The 17312-nt window shown below is 71.1% G+C and carries 12 protein-coding genes; 2 read left to right on the forward strand and 10 right to left on the reverse strand.

Features of this window, described 5'->3' with window-relative positions:
* Positions 1-116 precede the first annotated feature (116 nt).
* Positions 117-2240, forward strand: a complete 2124-nt coding sequence (locus tag ASF40_RS14145; RefSeq protein ID WP_056370172.1) for a S9 family peptidase — start codon at positions 117-119, stop codon at positions 2238-2240.
* A 44-nt stretch (positions 2241-2284) separates the two neighbouring features.
* Here the strand turns inward: ASF40_RS14145 and ASF40_RS14150 are convergent, their stop codons facing one another.
* The 6 genes from ASF40_RS14150 to coaBC all read right to left on the reverse strand — a co-directional run bounded on the left by ASF40_RS14150 (position 2285) and on the right by coaBC (position 11865).
* The gene (locus ASF40_RS14150) at positions 2285-5224 is read right to left on the reverse strand and encodes a helix-turn-helix transcriptional regulator (RefSeq protein WP_082497077.1); all 2940 of its coding nucleotides are present in this window, start codon (positions 5222-5224) and stop codon (positions 2285-2287) included.
* Between the two features lie 96 nt (positions 5225-5320).
* Positions 5321-6349, reverse strand: a complete 1029-nt coding sequence (locus ASF40_RS14155) for an ATP-dependent 6-phosphofructokinase (RefSeq protein ID WP_056370176.1) — start codon at positions 6347-6349, stop codon at positions 5321-5323.
* Between the two features lie 161 nt (positions 6350-6510).
* Complete coding sequence (locus ASF40_RS14160; RefSeq protein ID WP_056370177.1) at positions 6511-8664, reverse strand: DEAD/DEAH box helicase; 2154 nt, start codon at positions 8662-8664, stop codon at positions 6511-6513.
* Between the two features lie 238 nt (positions 8665-8902).
* A complete protein-coding gene (locus tag ASF40_RS14165) occupies positions 8903-9541 on the reverse strand; it encodes a hypothetical protein (protein WP_056370180.1) in 639 nt (212 codons plus the stop codon).
* A 111-nt stretch (positions 9542-9652) separates the two neighbouring features.
* A complete protein-coding gene (locus ASF40_RS14170) occupies positions 9653-10549 on the reverse strand; it encodes a glycerophosphodiester phosphodiesterase (RefSeq protein ID WP_056370181.1) in 897 nt (298 codons plus the stop codon).
* A gap of 80 nt (positions 10550-10629) precedes the next feature.
* A complete protein-coding gene (gene coaBC / locus ASF40_RS14175; RefSeq protein ID WP_056370183.1) occupies positions 10630-11865 on the reverse strand; it encodes a bifunctional phosphopantothenoylcysteine decarboxylase/phosphopantothenate--cysteine ligase CoaBC in 1236 nt (411 codons plus the stop codon).
* Positions 11866-11935: 70 nt separating this feature from the next.
* On the opposite strand from coaBC, the gene ASF40_RS14180 reads away from it, so the two are divergent.
* Positions 11936-12652: an NRDE family protein gene (locus ASF40_RS14180; RefSeq protein ID WP_056370185.1), complete on the forward strand. Its 717-nt coding sequence runs from the start codon at positions 11936-11938 to the stop codon at positions 12650-12652.
* Positions 12653-12898: 246 nt separating this feature from the next.
* On the opposite strand, the gene ASF40_RS14185 is transcribed toward ASF40_RS14180, so the two are convergent.
* Genes ASF40_RS14185 through ASF40_RS14200 form a run of 4 tightly spaced genes read right to left on the reverse strand, consistent with a single transcriptional unit; the run spans position 12899 to position 17274 of the window.
* The gene (locus ASF40_RS14185) at positions 12899-13762 is read right to left on the reverse strand and encodes an aldehyde dehydrogenase family protein (protein WP_056370187.1); all 864 of its coding nucleotides are present in this window, start codon (positions 13760-13762) and stop codon (positions 12899-12901) included.
* On the reverse strand, positions 13759-15255 hold the full coding sequence (locus tag ASF40_RS14190) for an aldehyde dehydrogenase family protein (RefSeq protein ID WP_056370190.1): 1497 nt from the start codon (positions 15253-15255) through the stop codon (positions 13759-13761). Before ASF40_RS14190 ends, ASF40_RS14185 begins: the two co-directional genes overlap by 4 nt.
* Positions 15256-15269: 14 nt before the next feature.
* Positions 15270-16277, reverse strand: coding sequence for a deoxyribose-phosphate aldolase (gene deoC, locus ASF40_RS14195; RefSeq protein ID WP_056370192.1), 1008 nt, complete (start codon positions 16275-16277; stop codon positions 15270-15272).
* A gap of 52 nt (positions 16278-16329) precedes the next feature.
* Positions 16330-17274 carry a sugar-binding transcriptional regulator gene (locus ASF40_RS14200; RefSeq protein WP_056370194.1) on the reverse strand — a complete coding sequence of 315 codons (945 nt, stop codon included), beginning with the start codon at positions 17272-17274 and terminating at the stop codon, positions 16330-16332.
* Positions 17275-17312: the final 38 nt, after the last annotated feature.

The raw sequence follows: 17312 nt of genomic DNA on the forward strand, positions 1-17312 counted from the left end.
GAGATCGACGCGACGAACGAACAGTTCACCAAGAGTTCAGGAACCGGCAACCGGCCAGGAAGAATCCTACATCGGCGACCCTGACGGTCAACTCAGCAGGCGACTAGCGTGGAACGGTGACTCTCAGCGACTCCGCACCCGCCCCGTCCGCCCCTGTCGCCGGCATCCGTCCGATCGTCCGATCCCATCACGGCGACGACGTCGAAGACCGCTACGAGTGGTTCCGCGAGAAGGAGGATTCCGCCGTCATCGCGCACCTGGAAGCCGAGAACGCGTACACGCAGCAGCGCACCGCGCACCTCGACGCTCTGCGCGAGCGCATCTTCGGCGAGATCAAGGGCCGCACGCTCGAGACCGACCTCTCGGTGCCGACCCGCCGGGGCGAGTGGTGGTACTACGGCCGCACGCTCGAGGGCAAGCAGTACGGCATCCAGTGCCGCGCTCCGCTCGCGTCCGCCGACGACTGGACGCCCCCTGAGCTCTCCCCCGGCGTCGAGGTCGCAGGCGAGCAGATCCTCCTCGACGGCAACGTCGAGGCCGAGGGCCACGAGTTCTTCTCGCTCGGAAGCTTCGAGGTCTCCAACGACGGCACGCTGATGCTCTACGGCGTCGACGTCGCGGGCGACGAGCGCTACACGGTGCGCGTGCGCAACCTCGTGACGGGCGAGCAGCTCCCCGACGAGATCCCCGACACCTTCGCAGGCGCGACCTTCTCGCCCGACGGCCGCTTCATCGTCTACACGACCGTCGACGACGCGTGGCGTCCCGACACCGTCTGGCTGCATGAGCTCGGCACGGCCGTCGACGACGACGCGAAGCTCTTCCATGAGCCCGACGAGAAGTACTGGGTGGGCGCCGGGTTCACGCGCAGCGACCGCTTCCTCGTGATCGGTCTCGGCTCTTCGATCACGAGCGAGGAATGGCTGCTGGATGCCGACGACCTCCGTGGCAAGCCGCGCGTGGTGTGGCCTCGCACCGAGGGGGTCGAATACGACTCCGAGCACGCCGTCGTCGACGGCGAGGACGTGCTGTTCGTCCTCCACAACGACGGAGCCCTCGATTTCGAGCTCGTGCGGGTGGCAGCATCCGATCCGTCCGGCGACCGTGCTGTCGTGATCCCCCATCGTCCCGGCGAGCGCCTGCTCGGCGTCTCGACGTTCCGCGACTGGGGCGTCGTGGGCTACCGCCGCGGTGGCCTCGCCCGCCTCGGCATGCTCGACTACGCGACGGGCGCCGTCGACGAGATCACGTTCGACGAGCCGCTGTACTCGGTGGGCACCGGCGGCAACCCGGAGTGGGCTCCTCCCCTGCTGCGCCTCGGCTACGGCTCGTTCGTCACCCCCGGCACCGTCTACGACCTCGACATCGCCACGCGCGAGCTGTACCTGCGCAAGCGTCAGCCGGTGCTCGGCGGCTACGAGCCCGACGACTACGCGCAGGCCCGCGTGTGGGCGACCGCCCAGGACGGCACGCAGATCCCGATCTCGCTCGTCTACAAGCGCTCGTTCGGCGACGCGGGCGTGGCGCCGCGCCCGGTGCACCTGTACGGCTACGGCTCGTACGAGCACTCCATCGAGCCCGGCTTCTCGGTGCCGCGCCTGTCGGAGCTCGACCGCGGCGTCGTCTTCGCCGTCGCCCACGTGCGTGGGGGTGGCGAGATGGGGCGCCAGTGGTACGAGGACGGAAAGCTCCTCAACAAGCGCAACACCTTCACGGACTTCGTCGACAGCGCACTGCACCTCATCGACAACGGCTACACGACGGCGTCGCAACTTGTCGCCGAGGGCGGCTCGGCCGGCGGCCTCCTCATGGGCGCGGTCGCCAACATCGCGCCCGAGCTCTTCGCGGGTGTGCTCGCCGATGTGCCGTTCGTCGACGCGCTGACCACGATCCTCGACCCGTCTCTGCCGCTCACGGTGATCGAGTGGGACGAGTGGGGCGACCCGCTGCACAACCCCGACGTCTACGCCTACATGAAGTCGTACTCGCCGTACGAGAACGTGCGGACGGATGCTGCATACCCGCGCATCCTCGCCGTCACATCGCTCAACGACACCCGGGTCCTGTACGTCGAGCCTGCGAAGTGGGTCGCGCGCCTGCGCGAAGTCGGCGCCGACGCGCTGCTCAAGTGCGAGATGGTCGCCGGCCACGGCGGCGTCTCGGGCCGCTACAACGCGTGGCGCGAGCGCGCGTTCGAGCTGGCGTGGCTCCTGGACGTGCTGGGCGTCGCCGACGCCTGAACCGGACCCACGCATCGACGGCGGGATCTCTGCGGAGCCCGCCCTCAGTCGTGTGCGGGCGCAGCCGGCGCGCGAGCACGGGCGAAGGCGGCGGCCTCCGTGCGGTTGGCCACGCCGAGCTTCGTGAGGATCGAGGACACGTGGATCGACGCCGTCTTCGGGCTGATGAAGAGCTCACGGCCGATCTGCGGATTGGTCATGCCACGCGCGACGAGCTCGAGGACCTGTGACTCGCGTTCGGTGAGGGACGCGATCCTCGAGCCCGGGTCGCCGCCCAGACCGGCGCGGGCCGCGAGCTGCGCGGCCCACCGCGCGACGAGCGCGTCGCCCTCGGCGCGGGCGGAAGCACCCAGCTCCGCGAGCGTCGCCTCCGCGCCGGCGCGGTCGCCGCACTCGACGAGCGCCTCCGCGAGGCGGAGCGTCGCCAGGTGCACGAACTGGACCGCGAGGCCTTCGCCCGCGCGCACCCCGGCGAGCACCGCACGCCACGCGGCGAGGCGGGACTCGACGGCGGCATCCGCCGTCGACTCGGCTGCGACGAAGTCCACGAGCACCGCAGCGACGCCGCGAATCGTCGGCGGTGACACCAGCGCCATGACGTCGTCCCTGATCTGGGAGATCCCGTGGTCCAGTGACGGGTCGGCGCCGCTGACACGGCGGCCTTCTGCCACCAGCCACGCGCGGATCGGCAGCGACCACGGCCGCACCCACGGCTGCGTCTCGGCGGCGCGCAGCGCGGACTCCCGCGAGACGCCGGCGCGCACCAGCTCGAGCCTGCGGCGGTCGTCGGGCTCATCGGCGATGCGGACGAGCGCCTCCAAGAGATCGAGCCGCCGCCATCCGTAGTCCTCGTCCGGCACGTCGAGGACGTCGGGCATCTCGTCGTCGATCACACGCCGCTTCTCGGCGTAGGCCGCCGGTCGATCGCCCCACAGGTCGCCCTCCGCGAGGACGCGAAGGGCCGCCGACCGGTCGAACGGCACCACCAGGAGCTGCAGCGCGCGCTGCGCGTGAGCCTCGCTCTCTCCGAGCCGTCCGACAGGGATCAGCGTGTGCGCCAGGCCCACGGTCGCGATGGCTCCGTGTCCGTGCTCACGCCCGATCTCGAGGGCCTCGCGACGCATCTTCTCGAAGCCCTCGGCGGCCTCCCGATAGCGTGCCTCGAAGAGAGCGATGCCGGCGAGCACCAGCAGGGCACGGTGCCTTCCGCCCGCGCGCGGCGTCACCTCGAGCGCCGCGTGCGCGGCGGCGGCGGCGAGTTCGTCGTCGCCGTCGTGCACGCGGCGAACCGCCAGATTCGTCAGGCAGATCGCGAGCGTCTCGGCATCGCCGGAGTCGCGTGCGATCGACACGGCGTCCTCCAGCGAGGCGATGTCGTGCCGGCCGCTGATGCTGCGCACGCGCGCGAGCTGCGCCAGCGCGGCCGAATCCGTGCGGCCGACGAGCAGCGCGTCCGCTTCGGCGAGTGCCTGTTCATCGGCTCGGATGCTGATCCAGCCTTCGCACATCACGAGCCACCAGAGTGCCGTCGCGCGTTCGACCGGGTCGCTCGGTCCGGGAAGCGCGAGCGCTGCGGTGACCACCGAACGCGCCTCGAGGTAGTCGCCGGCGTGCCAGAGGTACTCCGCCGCACGTCGCAGCACCTCCATGCGCGACGCACCGCCGACCCGGTCTTGCGCGTCGGGGACGTCATCCCACCACTCGGCGAGGCGGCGCCAGAGCGCTGCTGTCGTCGACGGCGCGAGTTCGGAGCCGGGCTGGGCGAGACACCGCACCGTGGCGTCGAACGCAGCAGGCACGTCCCCGGACCTCGCCCGATGCTCCGCGACCGCGGCCAGGGTCGAGAACGACGCGCCGGCGCGCTCGAGCGCATCGGCGTAGGCCCGGTGGGCGTCACGACGCACGCCGGGCAGCACGTCGCCGTACACCGCCTCGCGCAGCAGCGCGTGGCGGAAGCCGTATCCGGTCGCCGTGACCGTGATGAGCCCTCGCTCGAGCGCCTCCCGGACGCCGTCGTCGAGGACGGTGCGGTCCCCTCCCGACACCCGCAGGAGGATGTCGTGGTCGACGTCGTCGCCGCCGACGGAGAGCAGTGCGACGATCTGCCGTGCCCCGGGCGAGGTGCCGCGGTACCGGAGCAGCAGCAGGTCGCGCAATGGCCCCGGCAGCTCCTCCGCCTCGAGCGACACGAGCTCCTCGACGAAGAACGGCACCCCGCCGCTGCGCGCGGCGATCGCGTCGGTGTCCGCACGGGAGAACCGGCCCGGCGCGATCGCCTCGATCTGGCTGCCGACCTCCGCGCCGGAGAGCCGCGCGAGCTCCAGGTGCTCGATGTCGCGGCGGCCCTCGAGCGCCACGACGCCCGACAGCATGGTCCGGCGCGCCACCTCATCGGACCGGTAGGTCAGCACGACGGTGAGATGGCGACCACGACGGGTCATCGCGAGCAGCGTGGCGAAGGATGCAGTGAGGGCGTCCGCCCAGTGCAGGTCCTCGACGACGACCACGACATGGAACCTCTCGCTGAGGCGCTCCACGACGGTCTCGATCGTGTCCGAGACGAGGTCGGAGGAAGGCTCGATCGATTCGGGCGCGACCGTCGCCGAGGCTTCCGCGAGTTCCGGAACCAGCACGCCCAGAGTGCGCAGCACACCCGGTGATGCCGATGCGACGTCGAGCAGCCCGTCCCCCACGCCGGCCCGCAGATCACGGAGCAATCCCCGCAGCGCGTGGAACGGCGGTGCACCGTCACCACCGTCGACGCACTGCGCCGTCGCCACCACCACAGGCGGATCGTCTGCCGCCGCGTCGGCTCGCAACGCCCGGATCGCCTCCTGGACGAGCCGGGTCTTGCCGATCCCCGCCTCGCCCCGGATCACCATCGCGCGCGGAACCCCGCCTCTGCCGTCCGCGAGCGCGCGGCGCAGCGCCTCGAACTCCCCCTGGCGTCCGATCAGCACGGGACTCACGGCCACCCCAGCCACGACGCCATCGTGGCACGCCTGCGAGCCGCACGTCAGGGGTGCGGACGGATGCCTCGGATCGAGGCATCCGTCCCCTGAGACCTGGCGACGACGAACTCAGCCGAACAGCGCGGCGGCCTCTTCGTAGCGGTAGAGGGGAACGGTGTTGAGCTCGCCGAGCGCGTCGGCGAACGGGACGCGCACGATGTCGGTGCCGCGCATCGCGACCATCTGACCCCACGCTCCGTCGACGACGGCGTCGGCGGCGTGCAGGCCGAGGCGTGTCGCGAGCACCCGGTCGAAGCCCGACGGCGAGCCGCCGCGCTGGATGTGGCCGAGCACCGTCGCGCGGGTCTCGATGCCCGTGATGCGCTCGATCTCAGGCGCGAGGATCTCGCTGATGCCGCCGAGGCGCGGGCGGTTGAAGGCGTCGAGCCCCTTGTCGCTGTAGGCCTCGTCCATGCCGGTGAGGGTGAAGCCCTCCGACACGACCACGAGCGGCGCGCGGCCGCGGTCGTGGGCCTTGGAGACCAGCGCCGTGATCTCGTCGATCGACATCGGCACCTCGGGGATGCAGATGGCATGGGCGCCCGCGGCCATGCCGGCGTGCAGGGCGATCCAGCCGACGTGGCGGCCCATCACCTCGGCGACCATGCACCGCTGGTGCGAGTCGCCGGTGGTGCGCAGGCGGTCCATCGCGTCGGTCGCGATGTTGACGGCGGTGTCGAAGCCGAACGAGTAGTCGGTGGCGCGCAGGTCGTTGTCGATCGTCTTCGGGACGCCGAGCACGTTGATGCCGTCGTTGGAGAGGCGGTTCGCGGCCGCGAGGGTTCCCTCGCCGCCGATCGCGATGATGCCGTCGAGGCGGTGGCCGTACATCGTCTTGGCGATGTTCTCGGCGCCGCCGCGCGGTCCTTCGTACGGATTCGTGCGCGAGGTGCCGAGGATCGTGCCGCCGACCTTCGACAGGCCCTTCACCTCGTGCCGGGTCAGCGGGAAGAAGTCGCCGTCGACCGCACCGCGCCAGCCGTCGCGGATGCCGACGAACTCGAGGTCGTAGGTCGTCGTGCCCTTGAGCACGACGCCACGGATGACCGCGTTGAGCCCGGGGCAGTCGCCGCCGCTCGTCAGGATGCCGATCTTCATTGCTGTGTTCCTCGCTGTCGGGTCGGTGAAGAGGGTCGGCGTCGCTGCCTCCCCTGACACTAGTGCCGGATGGCCCGGCCTGCCACACGGGGCGCTCCGCCTCGGCCCGCACACGACGAGGGGCGGCGCGAAACCCGCACCGCCCCTCGTCGAATCGCCTGTTACGCGGCGCCGAGCGCCTGACGCAGCAGGTGCATGAGCGCCGACAGCTGCACCGAGTCGCTCGACTGCGGGTCGACGGCCTCGCCGTCGAGCGCGCGGGCCGCGAGGCCCTGCTTCGAGTCGATGAGCTCGGCGATCTTGGTGTCGATCGTGTGGGCGGCGATGATGCGCCACGCGGTCACGGGTTCGTCCTGGCCGATGCGGTGCACGCGGTCGATCGCCTGCGTCTGCTCGGCGGCCGTCCACGACAGCTCGGCGAGCACGACGTTCGACGACGCCTGCATGTTCACGCCGACGCCTGCCGCGGTGAGCGAGCAGACCGCGATGCCGACCTCGGGGTCGTTGTTGAACGCATCGATCGCCTGCTGGCGGGCCGTGGTGGCCTGGTCGCCGCGCAGCGAGACGGTCTTGAGCCCTGCGGCGGCGAAGTGCGCCTCGGCGGTGTCCATGACATCGATGTGCTTGGCGAAGAACACGACCTTGCCGACCGAGCGCTGCAGCTGCACGGCGTAGTCGGCGGCGAGCACCGCCTTGGCCTGGCCGATCTTGCGCACCATCGTGAAGACGTTCTCGGAGCCGGTGCCGGCGGCCTTCGACTCCTCGAGCTCGTTGTGCGCCACCAGGCGGACGATGTCCTCGTCGATGTGGCCCGGGCCGTAGCCGCGATCGCCGCGCGCCTCGATGATGCGCCGGTACTTCGCGGCGAGCCGCTGGCCGAGCTCGCGCTCGGCCTGGCGGATCGACCGGCCGAACTCGTCGTCGAGCTCCACGGGGAGGTCGGCGATGAGCTTGTCGGGCAGGTCGGCGGCGACGTCCTTCTTCTTGCGTCGCACGATGCCCATCGAGATCACCGCGTCGCGCGCCTCGGGATAGAACGACTTGTCGGCCGGTGTGAGGCCCGTCTCGTCGAGCTTCTCCATGAGCGCGGGGCCGGGCTTCTCGCCGGTTGTCCAGCCGAGGAAGCGCCAGATCGCGTCGAAGTCCTCGACGTCGTTGATCAGCGGCGTACCGGTGAGGGCGAGCAGCAACGGGTTGGGCACCTGCTCGCGGATGCGCGTCGCCAGCGCCAGCACGTTCTGCGACCGCTGCGACGTGAGGTTCTTGATGAAGTGCGCCTCGTCGACGACCATGCCCTTCAGGCCGATCGAGCTGAGCCACGACAGGTGCCGGTCGAGGATCTCGTAGTTGACGATGAACACGTCGGCGAACGCGTCGATGTTCTCGCCGTCGCCGTGGATCACGGTCGCACGACGCTGCGGGGTCCAGCGCTCGACCTCGCGCGCCCAGTTCATCTTGACGACGTTCGGCACGACCGCGAGGAGCGGGTACGCGTTCGCGACGGATGCTGCGAGCACCGACTCCGCCGTCTTGCCGAGGCCCGGCTCGTCGGCGAGGAGGAACGTGCGGTGACCGGCGCGCACCGACTCGAGGAACCGCGACTGGTGCGGCATGACCTCGAGGCCCTTGGGCGACAGGCGGTCGAACTCGGGAACGGGCGGAAGATCCATCGAGGCGGTCGCGCCGCCGGCGCCGGTCTCGAACGCCTTGTACAGCGGGCCCATGAGCTCCCAGCTGTCGAGGCGGCGGCGGGGCGTCTGCTTCGGCGCGCGGATCGTGAGGTCGGGGGCGAGGAAGGGGTTGGAGTCACGGCGGGCCACGACCTGCGGCGGCACGACCTGGCGCTCGGCGAGGGCGGCGGGCACGACGGGCGCGACGACCGGGGCGACATCGGTGATGATGAGCTCGTCGGGCGCCAGCTCGGCGCCCGACTCGAGCAGCCAGTCGCGGCGCATCCGTCGGGCGACGGGAGAAGTGGCCTGGTCGACCTCGAGCAGCTGGATGAGCGACGTGTCGCGCGCAGCGGTCTTCGCGAGGATGGTGGCGACGCCGTCGAGCCGCTTCAGCAACTCGGCGCGCGCAGCATCCGTCAGCTCGGAGTCGCCCTTCACCCGCGCGCGCTCCTCGCGCACCAGGAACGCGATGACCTGGAACTTGACGCGGTTGGTCGGCCCGAGCTTGCCGCGCTGGGCCTTCGCCTCGACCTCGCGGACCTTGCGGGCGAGGATCGGGATGATGGGGGCCTCGTCGTCGCGGCGCGCGGACGAGGACTTGCGGCGACGCTGCGCCGTCTGGGCGGGTGCCGTGGTCGGCATGCTCCTCCTGAGCGTGAATGCCGGATAGGGGGTCCGGCGGGGATCGGATGACACCGATGGTTCTGCGTGCTCCCGCGGGCGGCGCGAACGCCGTCGCGAACGCGGGATCAGGGATTGGCCGCCGGCGGTCGCGGGCACTCGCTTCTGCGAGCTGCGACATCGTCAGCGGTTCCCCGCGCACCAGTCTAGGGGAACGGGCCCCGGAACGGGGCATTCCCGCGCGGGATGACCGCCGGACTCAGCCCCAGAGCGTCGCCACGATGTCTTCGGTGTACCTCTCAGGGGCGAAGTTGATCCACGCCGTCGTCACGAGTCCGCCCCCGCCGACGTAGTGGGTCTCGCCGCGGGTGTACTCCTCGTCGTCGAGCGTCACGCCCCTCTGCTCGATGCGGCACACGGTGCCGTCGCCGAGCGCCTCGCAGCCGAAGCCCGCCGCGGGCAGCGCCGCCAGCACGGCCTTCTCCTGCTCGGCGTCGACCGCGGTCACGTTGGTCGCGAGCCCGACCTCGCTCGGCTGCCCCCACGAGCAGCGCAGCGTCGGCGCTCCGCCGTGGATGAGCTCGAGCAGATCGGCGTTCTCCGTCGACAGCATCGTCACGCCGGGGTCGTTGAGAGGCGGGTTCGCCGACTGCAGCTGCGCGAGCATCGCCGCGGAGTAGATCTCCTCGCACCCGCCGGGCACCTCGAAACCGGCCTGGGGCTTCTCCGTCTCGACCGGGGTCGCAGACGGATCCGGCGTCTGGTCCTTCATCGTGATCGAGGGACTGCTCGAGGGCGTCGCCTCGGACTCGGGCCGGCATCCGGTCACGACAGCCGCCAGGGCCGTGAGCGCGACGCACCCGATCACGATCCGCGTCAACCGGCTCTGCACGACCATTCCCACGCCACCCCTCGCGCGCCGCGGAAGACGGAAGGGCGACGCGCCTTCGACCCTAACGAGACAGGCGGACGGATGCCGCGGGCCACGCCGCGCGCGCGAGCACAGCCGTCACGGGCCGGCGTAGACGCTCTGCCACTCCGACAGCGTGTGCGGGTCGTCGGTGACGATGCCGTCGACGCCGAGGGCCGTGACCTCGTCCCACTGGGAGTCGTCGTTGAGGGTGTAGACGACCACGCGCGCACCCGCGGCGTGCAGCTCATCGACGATGCCCGGCCGCGCGAGCACCGCCTTGCGGTTCACGACGACACCGCGCGCTCCGGCCTCGGCGACCGCGCTCACGACGTCCGACGGGAGCTGCTTCAGGATGAGCAGCCGCGACAGCACGTCCGACCCGGCCGCGGCGAGCGCGAGCGTCCGCGCATCGAAGCTCGCGAAGACGATGCGGCGCTCGAGGCCGCGCGCGGCGACATCGGCGACCGCCGCGTCGACGGCCGCGGCATCCCATTCGCCCTTCAGCTCCACGATCGCGCGCCCGTCGGCGGCGACGAGCGCGTCGAGGAACTCCACGAAGGTGGGGACCGGGGTGCCGGTGAAGCCGCGGTCGAACCAGGCGCCGGCGTCGAGGGCCTTCACCTCGGCCAGGCTGAGGGAGGCGAGACGCCCGTGACCGTCGGTGGTGCGATCGACCGTCTTGTCGTGCATGAGCACCGGCTGCCGGTCGGCGGTGAGCGCGACGTCGACCTCGACGTAGTCGAACCCGGCGGCGAGCGCGGCGGTGATGGCGGGCAACGTGTTCTCGGGCGCCGTCGCCGCTCCGCCGCGATGACTGGCGATGAACGCGGCTTCTCCCGGCGTCCGTTCGTCCCCCATCAGCTCGCGCGAACTCACGCGCGCAGGGGTGGCACCGAGGAAGGCGATCACCAGACTCGCGATCGCGAGGACGCACATGACGGACAGAGCGTGGATCCGGTCGCGGGCGCGATCGGATGCCGCGGAGTAGGGCATCGGGCATGTCCTCCGGGGGTCGTACCCCACGTCATCGTCGACGTGGTGCGGACCACTCTACATGCGCCGTTACTTATTCGTTACTTTGTTTTGGCTTGGCTTTCACGCACCATGCGGATCGCGTCCCAGAGGGCCTCGGCGACGTCTTCTTTGGTCCCCCGCCGGGCACCGATGACCTCGCCGTCCGCGCCGATGATCGTGACGGCGTTGTCGGCCGCCTCGAATCCCTTCGACCAGCCCACCTCGTTCACCGCGAGCAGATCGGCTCCCTTGCGCGCTGCCTTGCGGCGCCCTCGGTCGAGGAGGGTCTCGCCGTCGCCTGGCGTCTCGGCCGCGAATCCGACGATCGTCTGACCCTCGCGCCTGCGCCGGACGAGCCCCGCGAGGATGTCGTCGTTCTCGATCAGGTCGAGCGTGATGCCGCCGACCGGAGCCGACTCCTTGGAGCGCTTGAGCGGCGACACCTCGGCCACGCGGTAGTCGGCGACGGCGGCCGCCATCACGATGACGTCGGCCCCTCCGGCCTCCGCCGCAACGGCCTCGCCGAGCTCCGCCGCGGTTCCCGCGCGCACCACCCGCAGACCCGGACGAGCCGATGCCGCGGCCAGCACCCCGTCGTCGACGTGGGCGGCGACGAGCACGACGTCGGCTCCACGCTCTGCCGCCGACAGCGCGACGGCGACGCCCTGCCGTCCGCTGGAGCGGTTGCCGATGTAGCGGACGGGATCGATCGGCTCGCGGGTGCCGCCGGCGCTCACGACGACCCGCAGTCCGCGCAGGTCGCCGGCGCCGCCCTCGGCAGCGGCGAGCGCGGCGGCGACGATGACCTCGGGCTCCGACATCCGTCCCGGTCCGCTGTCCCCGCCGGTGAGCTCGCCGTCCTCCGGGCCGACCACGATGACGCCGCGCTCGCGCAGCACCGCCATGTTGTGGACCGTCGAGGGGTGCCGCCACATCTCGGTGTGCATGGCCGGGGCCACGACGACCGGTGCCGTGGTGGCGAGTAGGGTCGTTCCGAGGAGGTCGTCCGCGAGCCCCGCGGTCATCTTCGCCAGCGTGTTCGCCGTCGCGGGCGCCACGATCACGAGGTCGGCCGCCTGGCCGAGCGCGACGTGACGAACGCGTGCGACGTCGTCGTGGACGGAGGTCGTCACGGGGTGACGGCTGATCGCCTCCCAGGTCGGCATCCCCACGAAGCGCAGCGCGTCCTCCGTGGGAACGACGTGGACCTCGTGCCCGTCCTTGACGAGCAGGCGCACGAGCTGAACCGCTTTGTAGGCGGCGATGCCACCGGTGACCCCGACCACGACGAACACCCTCCGATCTTGGCACGACTGCCCGAACACCCGGCCCACCGGCCGTACGAACCACCCGAGGAGCGCCGCAATGTGCACCGTCGTGATCCGCGTCCCCGAGTCGCCGGACGAACCCACGCGCGTGCTCGCGATCCGCGACGAGGACCCCGAACGGCCGTGGAACCCGCTCGGCCGCTGGTGGCCCGAGGCGCACGACGGCGTCGTCGGCGTGCGCGATGTGCGCGCGGGCGGCGCCTGGCTCGCGGCCGATCCGGCGGCCGGCCGCCTCGCGGTGCTCCTCAACCGCGCAGACGAGTCGACGCGCCCCGAATCCGAGCTCGTCTCGCGCGGCGGCATCGTGCTCGACGCGGTGGCCGGCCGCTCCCCCGCCGGCGAACCACGGACTCACGGGTTCAACCTCGTGGAGGTCGATGGACCGCAGGCCCGCGTGCTCACGTGGGACGGCATCACCCTCCGGGCGACCGAGCTCGAGCCCGGCACGCACATGATCGCCCACGACGACGTCGACGACAGCGGCACACCCCGCATCGCCCGGTGGCTGGGCGAGTTCCGGGCTACGGAGCCTGCCGTGGACGGACGATGGTGGATGCCGTGGGTCGACGTCCTCGAGCGCTCGGCCGAGCTCGCGCCCACCGACGACGGCGCCATCATCCGCGACAACCGCCCGCTCGGCTACCCCACCCTGTCACTTCTGGCGTGCGTCGCCTCGGTGTCGGCCGACGACGTCGACGTGCACTACGGCGAGCTGCGCGAGCCCGGCCAGTGGGGCGGCCTCGAACTCATCTAGGCGGCGCCTCGGCGTCCGACGCGCTGATCCGCTCGTACGCAACCGCGGATCCGCTCCTGCGGACGGACGGGCCGACACGCCGCTTCCGGGCTGTGCCGACCGGCGTGTCACACACAGCGTCCGCACGTGCGGATCCGATTCTGCGAGCGGACGGGGATCGCCCGAGACCGGATGGCACGACGGAGCGGGACGGATGCCTCGGCCCGAGGCATCCGTCCCGCTCCCGTCGTCGGCCGTCCCGCGCCGTTACACCAGGCTCTTCGGGTGCCAGACGGTCTTGGTCTCGGTGAACGCGGTGATGCGGGCGAGGCTCGGGGCCGCAGCATCCGTTCCGTTCTCGGGAGGGAGCACGCGCGTCAGCGTCTCGGCCGCGGCGATCTGGAGGTCGATCCAGTCGAGGTCGCCGGCGCCGACGAGGTCGAGCGCGTGCACATCGGGGTGCGACGCGAGCCACGGCGCGATCTCGGCGGGTGAGCCGGTGAGCACATTCACGACTCCCCCGGGCACGTCGCTCGTCGCCAGCACCTCGGCGAGGGAGATCGCCGACAGCGGGTAGCGCTGCGACGCCACCACGACGACCGAGTTGCCGGTCACGAGCGCGGGCGCGATGGCCGACACGAGACCGACGAGAGCCGTGTCCTGCGGGGCGATGACGCCCACGACCCCGGTCGGCTCGGGCACCGAGATGTTGAAGTACGGACCGGCGACGGGGTTGCCGTTGCCGGCGACCTGGCCGAACTTGTCGCACCAGCCGGCGTACCAGACCCAGCGATCGATCGACTCGTCGACCTCGGCTGCGGCGACCGCGGCAGAGACGCCCGTCTGCTGCACGATCTCGTCCACGAACTGCGCCCGACGACCCTCGAGGATCTCGGCGACACGGTAGAGGACCTGACCGCGGTTGTACGCGGTGGCGCCCGACCAGCCCTTCACGGCGCCGCGCGCCGAGACGACGGCATCCCGTGCGTCCTTGCGGGAGGCGAGCGCGGCGTTCGCGAGGAAGTCGCCCTTCGGCGTCGCCACCTCGTACGTGCGGCCCGATTCGCTGCGCGGGAAGGCGCCTCCGATGTAGAGCTTGTACGTCTTGGGAACGGTCAGTCGCTTGCTCATGCCGAGACCTCCTTCTTCGAACGGCCGGCTTCGACGCGACGCGCAGCATCGCCGGCCGAGGCTCCCTTGAGGTACGCGGCGAGTCCGTGGCGGCCGCCCTCGCGGCCGTAGCCGGACTCCTTGTAGCCGCCGAACGGCGACGACGGGTCGAACCGGTTGAACGTGTTCGCCCAGACGACGCCCGCGCGCAGCTTGTCGGCGACCGCGAGGATGCGCGACCCCTTCTCGGTCCACACGCCCGCAGACAGTCCGTAGGGCGTGTTGTTCGCCTTCGCGATCGCTTCGTCGGGCGTGCGGAAGGTCAGCACCGACAGCACGGGACCGAAGATCTCGTCGCGCGCGATGCGGTGGCTCGACTGCACGTTCGTGAAGATGGTCGGCGCGAACCAGAAGCCCTTGTCGGGGATCACGCAGTCGGCCGTCCAGCGCTCGGCACCCTCCTCGTCGCCGATGCGAGACAGCTCCCGCACGCGATTGAGCTGCTCGAGCGAGTTGATCGCACCGATGTCGGTGTTCTTGTCGAGCGGGTCGCCGAGACGCAGCGTCGACAGGCGCGCCTTGAGCCGGTCGACGACCTCGTCGTGGATCGACTCCTGCACCACGAGTCGGCTGCCTGCGCAGCACACCTGACCCTGATTGAAGAAGATCCCCGTGACGATGCCGTCGATGGCCTGCTCGATCGGCGCGTCCTCGAAGATGATGTTCGCGGCCTTGCCGCCGAGCTCGAGCGTCACCTTCTTGTCGGTGCCGGCGACGGCCTTGGCGATCTCCCGGCCGACGGCGGTGGATCCCGTGAAGGCCACCTTGTCGATGCCCGGATGCCGCACCAGAGCGGCCCCGGTCGCGCCGGCGCCCGTCACGATGTTGACGACGCCCGGCGGAAGGTCGGCCTGCTGCAGGATCTCGGCGAACAGGAGCGCGGTGAGCGGCGTCGTCTCGGCGGGCTTGAGCACGACCGTGTTGCCGGCCGCGAGCGCCGGGGCGATCTTCCACGCGAGCATCAGCAGCGGGAAGTTCCAGGGGATCACCTGGCCGGCGACGCCGAGGGGCTTCGGGTCCGAGCCCAGGCCCGCGTAGTCGAGCTTGTCCGCCCAGCCGGCGTAGTAGAAGAACCAGGCGGCCACCAGCGGAACGTCGACGTCGCGGCTCTCCTTGATCGGCTTTCCGTTGTCAAGGCTCTCCGCGACGGCGAGCTCGCGTGCCCGCTCCTGGACGAGGCGCGCGATGCGGAACAGGTACTTGCCGCGGTCACGCCCGCTCATCTTCGACCACGTCTTGTCGTAGGCGCGGCGCGCGGCGGCGACGGCGGCGTCGACATCCGCTTCGTTCGCCGTGGCGATGGTGGCGATGTGCTTCTCGTCGGCGGGCGAGATCGTGACGAACGGCTCGCCCGATCCTGCGCGGAAGTCGCCGTCGATGAACAGCCCGTACTCATCGCGCAGATTCAGGATGGCGCGGGACTCGGGCGCCGGTGCGTACTCGAGGAAACTCATGTCTTCTTCCCGGTTCAGTCGATGGTCACGTAGTCGGCGCCGGAGTAGTGCCCGGTCTTCAGCTTCTGCCGCTGCAGGAGCACGTCGTTGAGGAGGCTGGATGCCCCGTACCGGAAGAGGTGCGGCTGCAGCCACTCCTCGCCGGCGATCTCGGCGACGGTGACGAGGTACTTGATGGCGTCCTTCGACGTGCGGATGCCGCCGGCCGGCTTCACACCGACCTTCTCGCCGGTGGCCCGGTACCAGTCGCGCACGACCTCCAGCATGAGGAGGGTCGTCGGCAGCGTCGCCGCGGGCTGCACCTTTCCGGTCGACGTCTTGATGAAGTCGCCGCCGGCGAGGATCGCCAGCCACGATGCGCGCTTGATGTTGTCGTAGGTGGTGAGCTCGCCGGTCTCGAGGATCACCTTGAGCGACGCGTACGTGCCGTCCTCGCGGCGGCAGGCCTGCTTGACGCGCGCGATCTGATCGAACACGAGACCGTAGCGGCCGGCGAGGAACGCCCCGCGGTCGATGACCATGTCGATCTCGTCGGCGCCGTGGGCGACCGCCTCCGCGGTGTCGGCCAGCTTGATCTCGAGCGACGCGCGGCCGCTCGGGAACGCCGTGGCGACGGCGGCCACACTCACTCCCCCGTCGTCGGGGTCTCCGTGCGCGGCGCCCAGCGCCTCGACGGCGTAGGGCACCATGTCGCCGTACACGCACACGGCCGCCACGCGGGGACAGGTCGGGTCGGAGGCATCCGGATTCAGCGCCTTCGCCACGAGCGAGCGCACCTTGCCGGGCGTGTCGGCGCCCTCGAGCGTGGTGAGGTCGATCAGCTCGATGATCTTGTCGAGCGCCCACGCCTTCGACGTCGTCTTGATGGAGCGGGTGCCGAGATCCCCGGCGCGCTGCTCGAGCCCGACGGCGTCGACGCCCGGGAGCCCGTGGAGGTAACGCCGCAGTGTCGTGTCGTCGGGCTGCCCGCCGAGCAGCTCGACGGCCCTCTCGGGCAGCGTCACGATGGAGGTGCCTGACATGTCATGACCTGGCTTTCGTTGGGGTCGAGAGATGGGATGCTGACGCCGACGTTCACCCGTCGAGCAGGTGCTGCGCAGTGGATTCGTCGGTGACGAGCACGGTGCACAGCCCGGACGCCACCACCGCGGAAGCGATCGCGCGTTTGGGCGCGCCGGCGATCGCGGCGATCGCGCTGTCGGCACGGCGCAGATCGTCGAGCGAGAGGCCGACCGTGCGGGCATCGAGATCGGCGTCGACGATGCGTCCGCCGGCGTCGATGTACCGCCCCACGACGTCGCCGACGGCGCCCGCCGCGACGAGTCGATCGATTTCGGGCGTCGTGAGGTAGCCGCTGTCGACGTGGACGGAGCCGTGGTCGGCGGCGCCCGCGCTGAACAGGTACGCGTTCGCCGAGCGCGCGGCGTCGAGCACTCGGGCCACGACGCGGTCGGCCTCGATGGCCTCCTTCGTCGCCCGCTGCTCGAGGATCGCGGGACTCGGCAGCAGCGCCGCCGTGCCCCCGCCCTTCTGAGCGATGCTGACTGCGGTCGCCGCCGCGGTGCCGGGACGCTGACTCATGCTGACGCCGCCGTTGATCTGCACGACGTCGGTGGCCTGCGACCAGCCGTCGCGCAGGTGGTGTGCGATGTCGGAGAGGGTGCGCCCCCAGCTGACGCCGAGCACGCGTGGGCTCGGCCGGAGGCCGGTGAGGTGGTCGGCGGCCGCCTGGGCGACCCGCTGCTGGAGCTCGTCCTCGCTGCGGACGCCCGCGCGCGAGACCACGACGGCGTCGGCCAGGCCGCGCTCCTCGCGGAGGCGCCGCTCCAGCTGCGGACGGCGCGCGCGGGAGTGGAGGATCTCGATGCGGACGAAGCCCTCGTCCTTCGCCTGGGTGAGCAGGCGCCCGACCTTCCAGCGCGTGATCTGGAGATTGCGGCCGATCTCCTCCTGCGTGAGGTTCTCCTCGTAGTAGAGCTCGGCCGCGCGGATCGAGAGAAGTTCGTCGACGGCGTCCACGGTCCTCCTTCCGTCGTCTTCTCCAGGCTGACACAGAC

Source organism: Microbacterium sp. Leaf288 (assembly GCF_001422925.1).
Classification (GTDB): domain Bacteria; phylum Actinomycetota; class Actinomycetes; order Actinomycetales; family Microbacteriaceae; genus Microbacterium.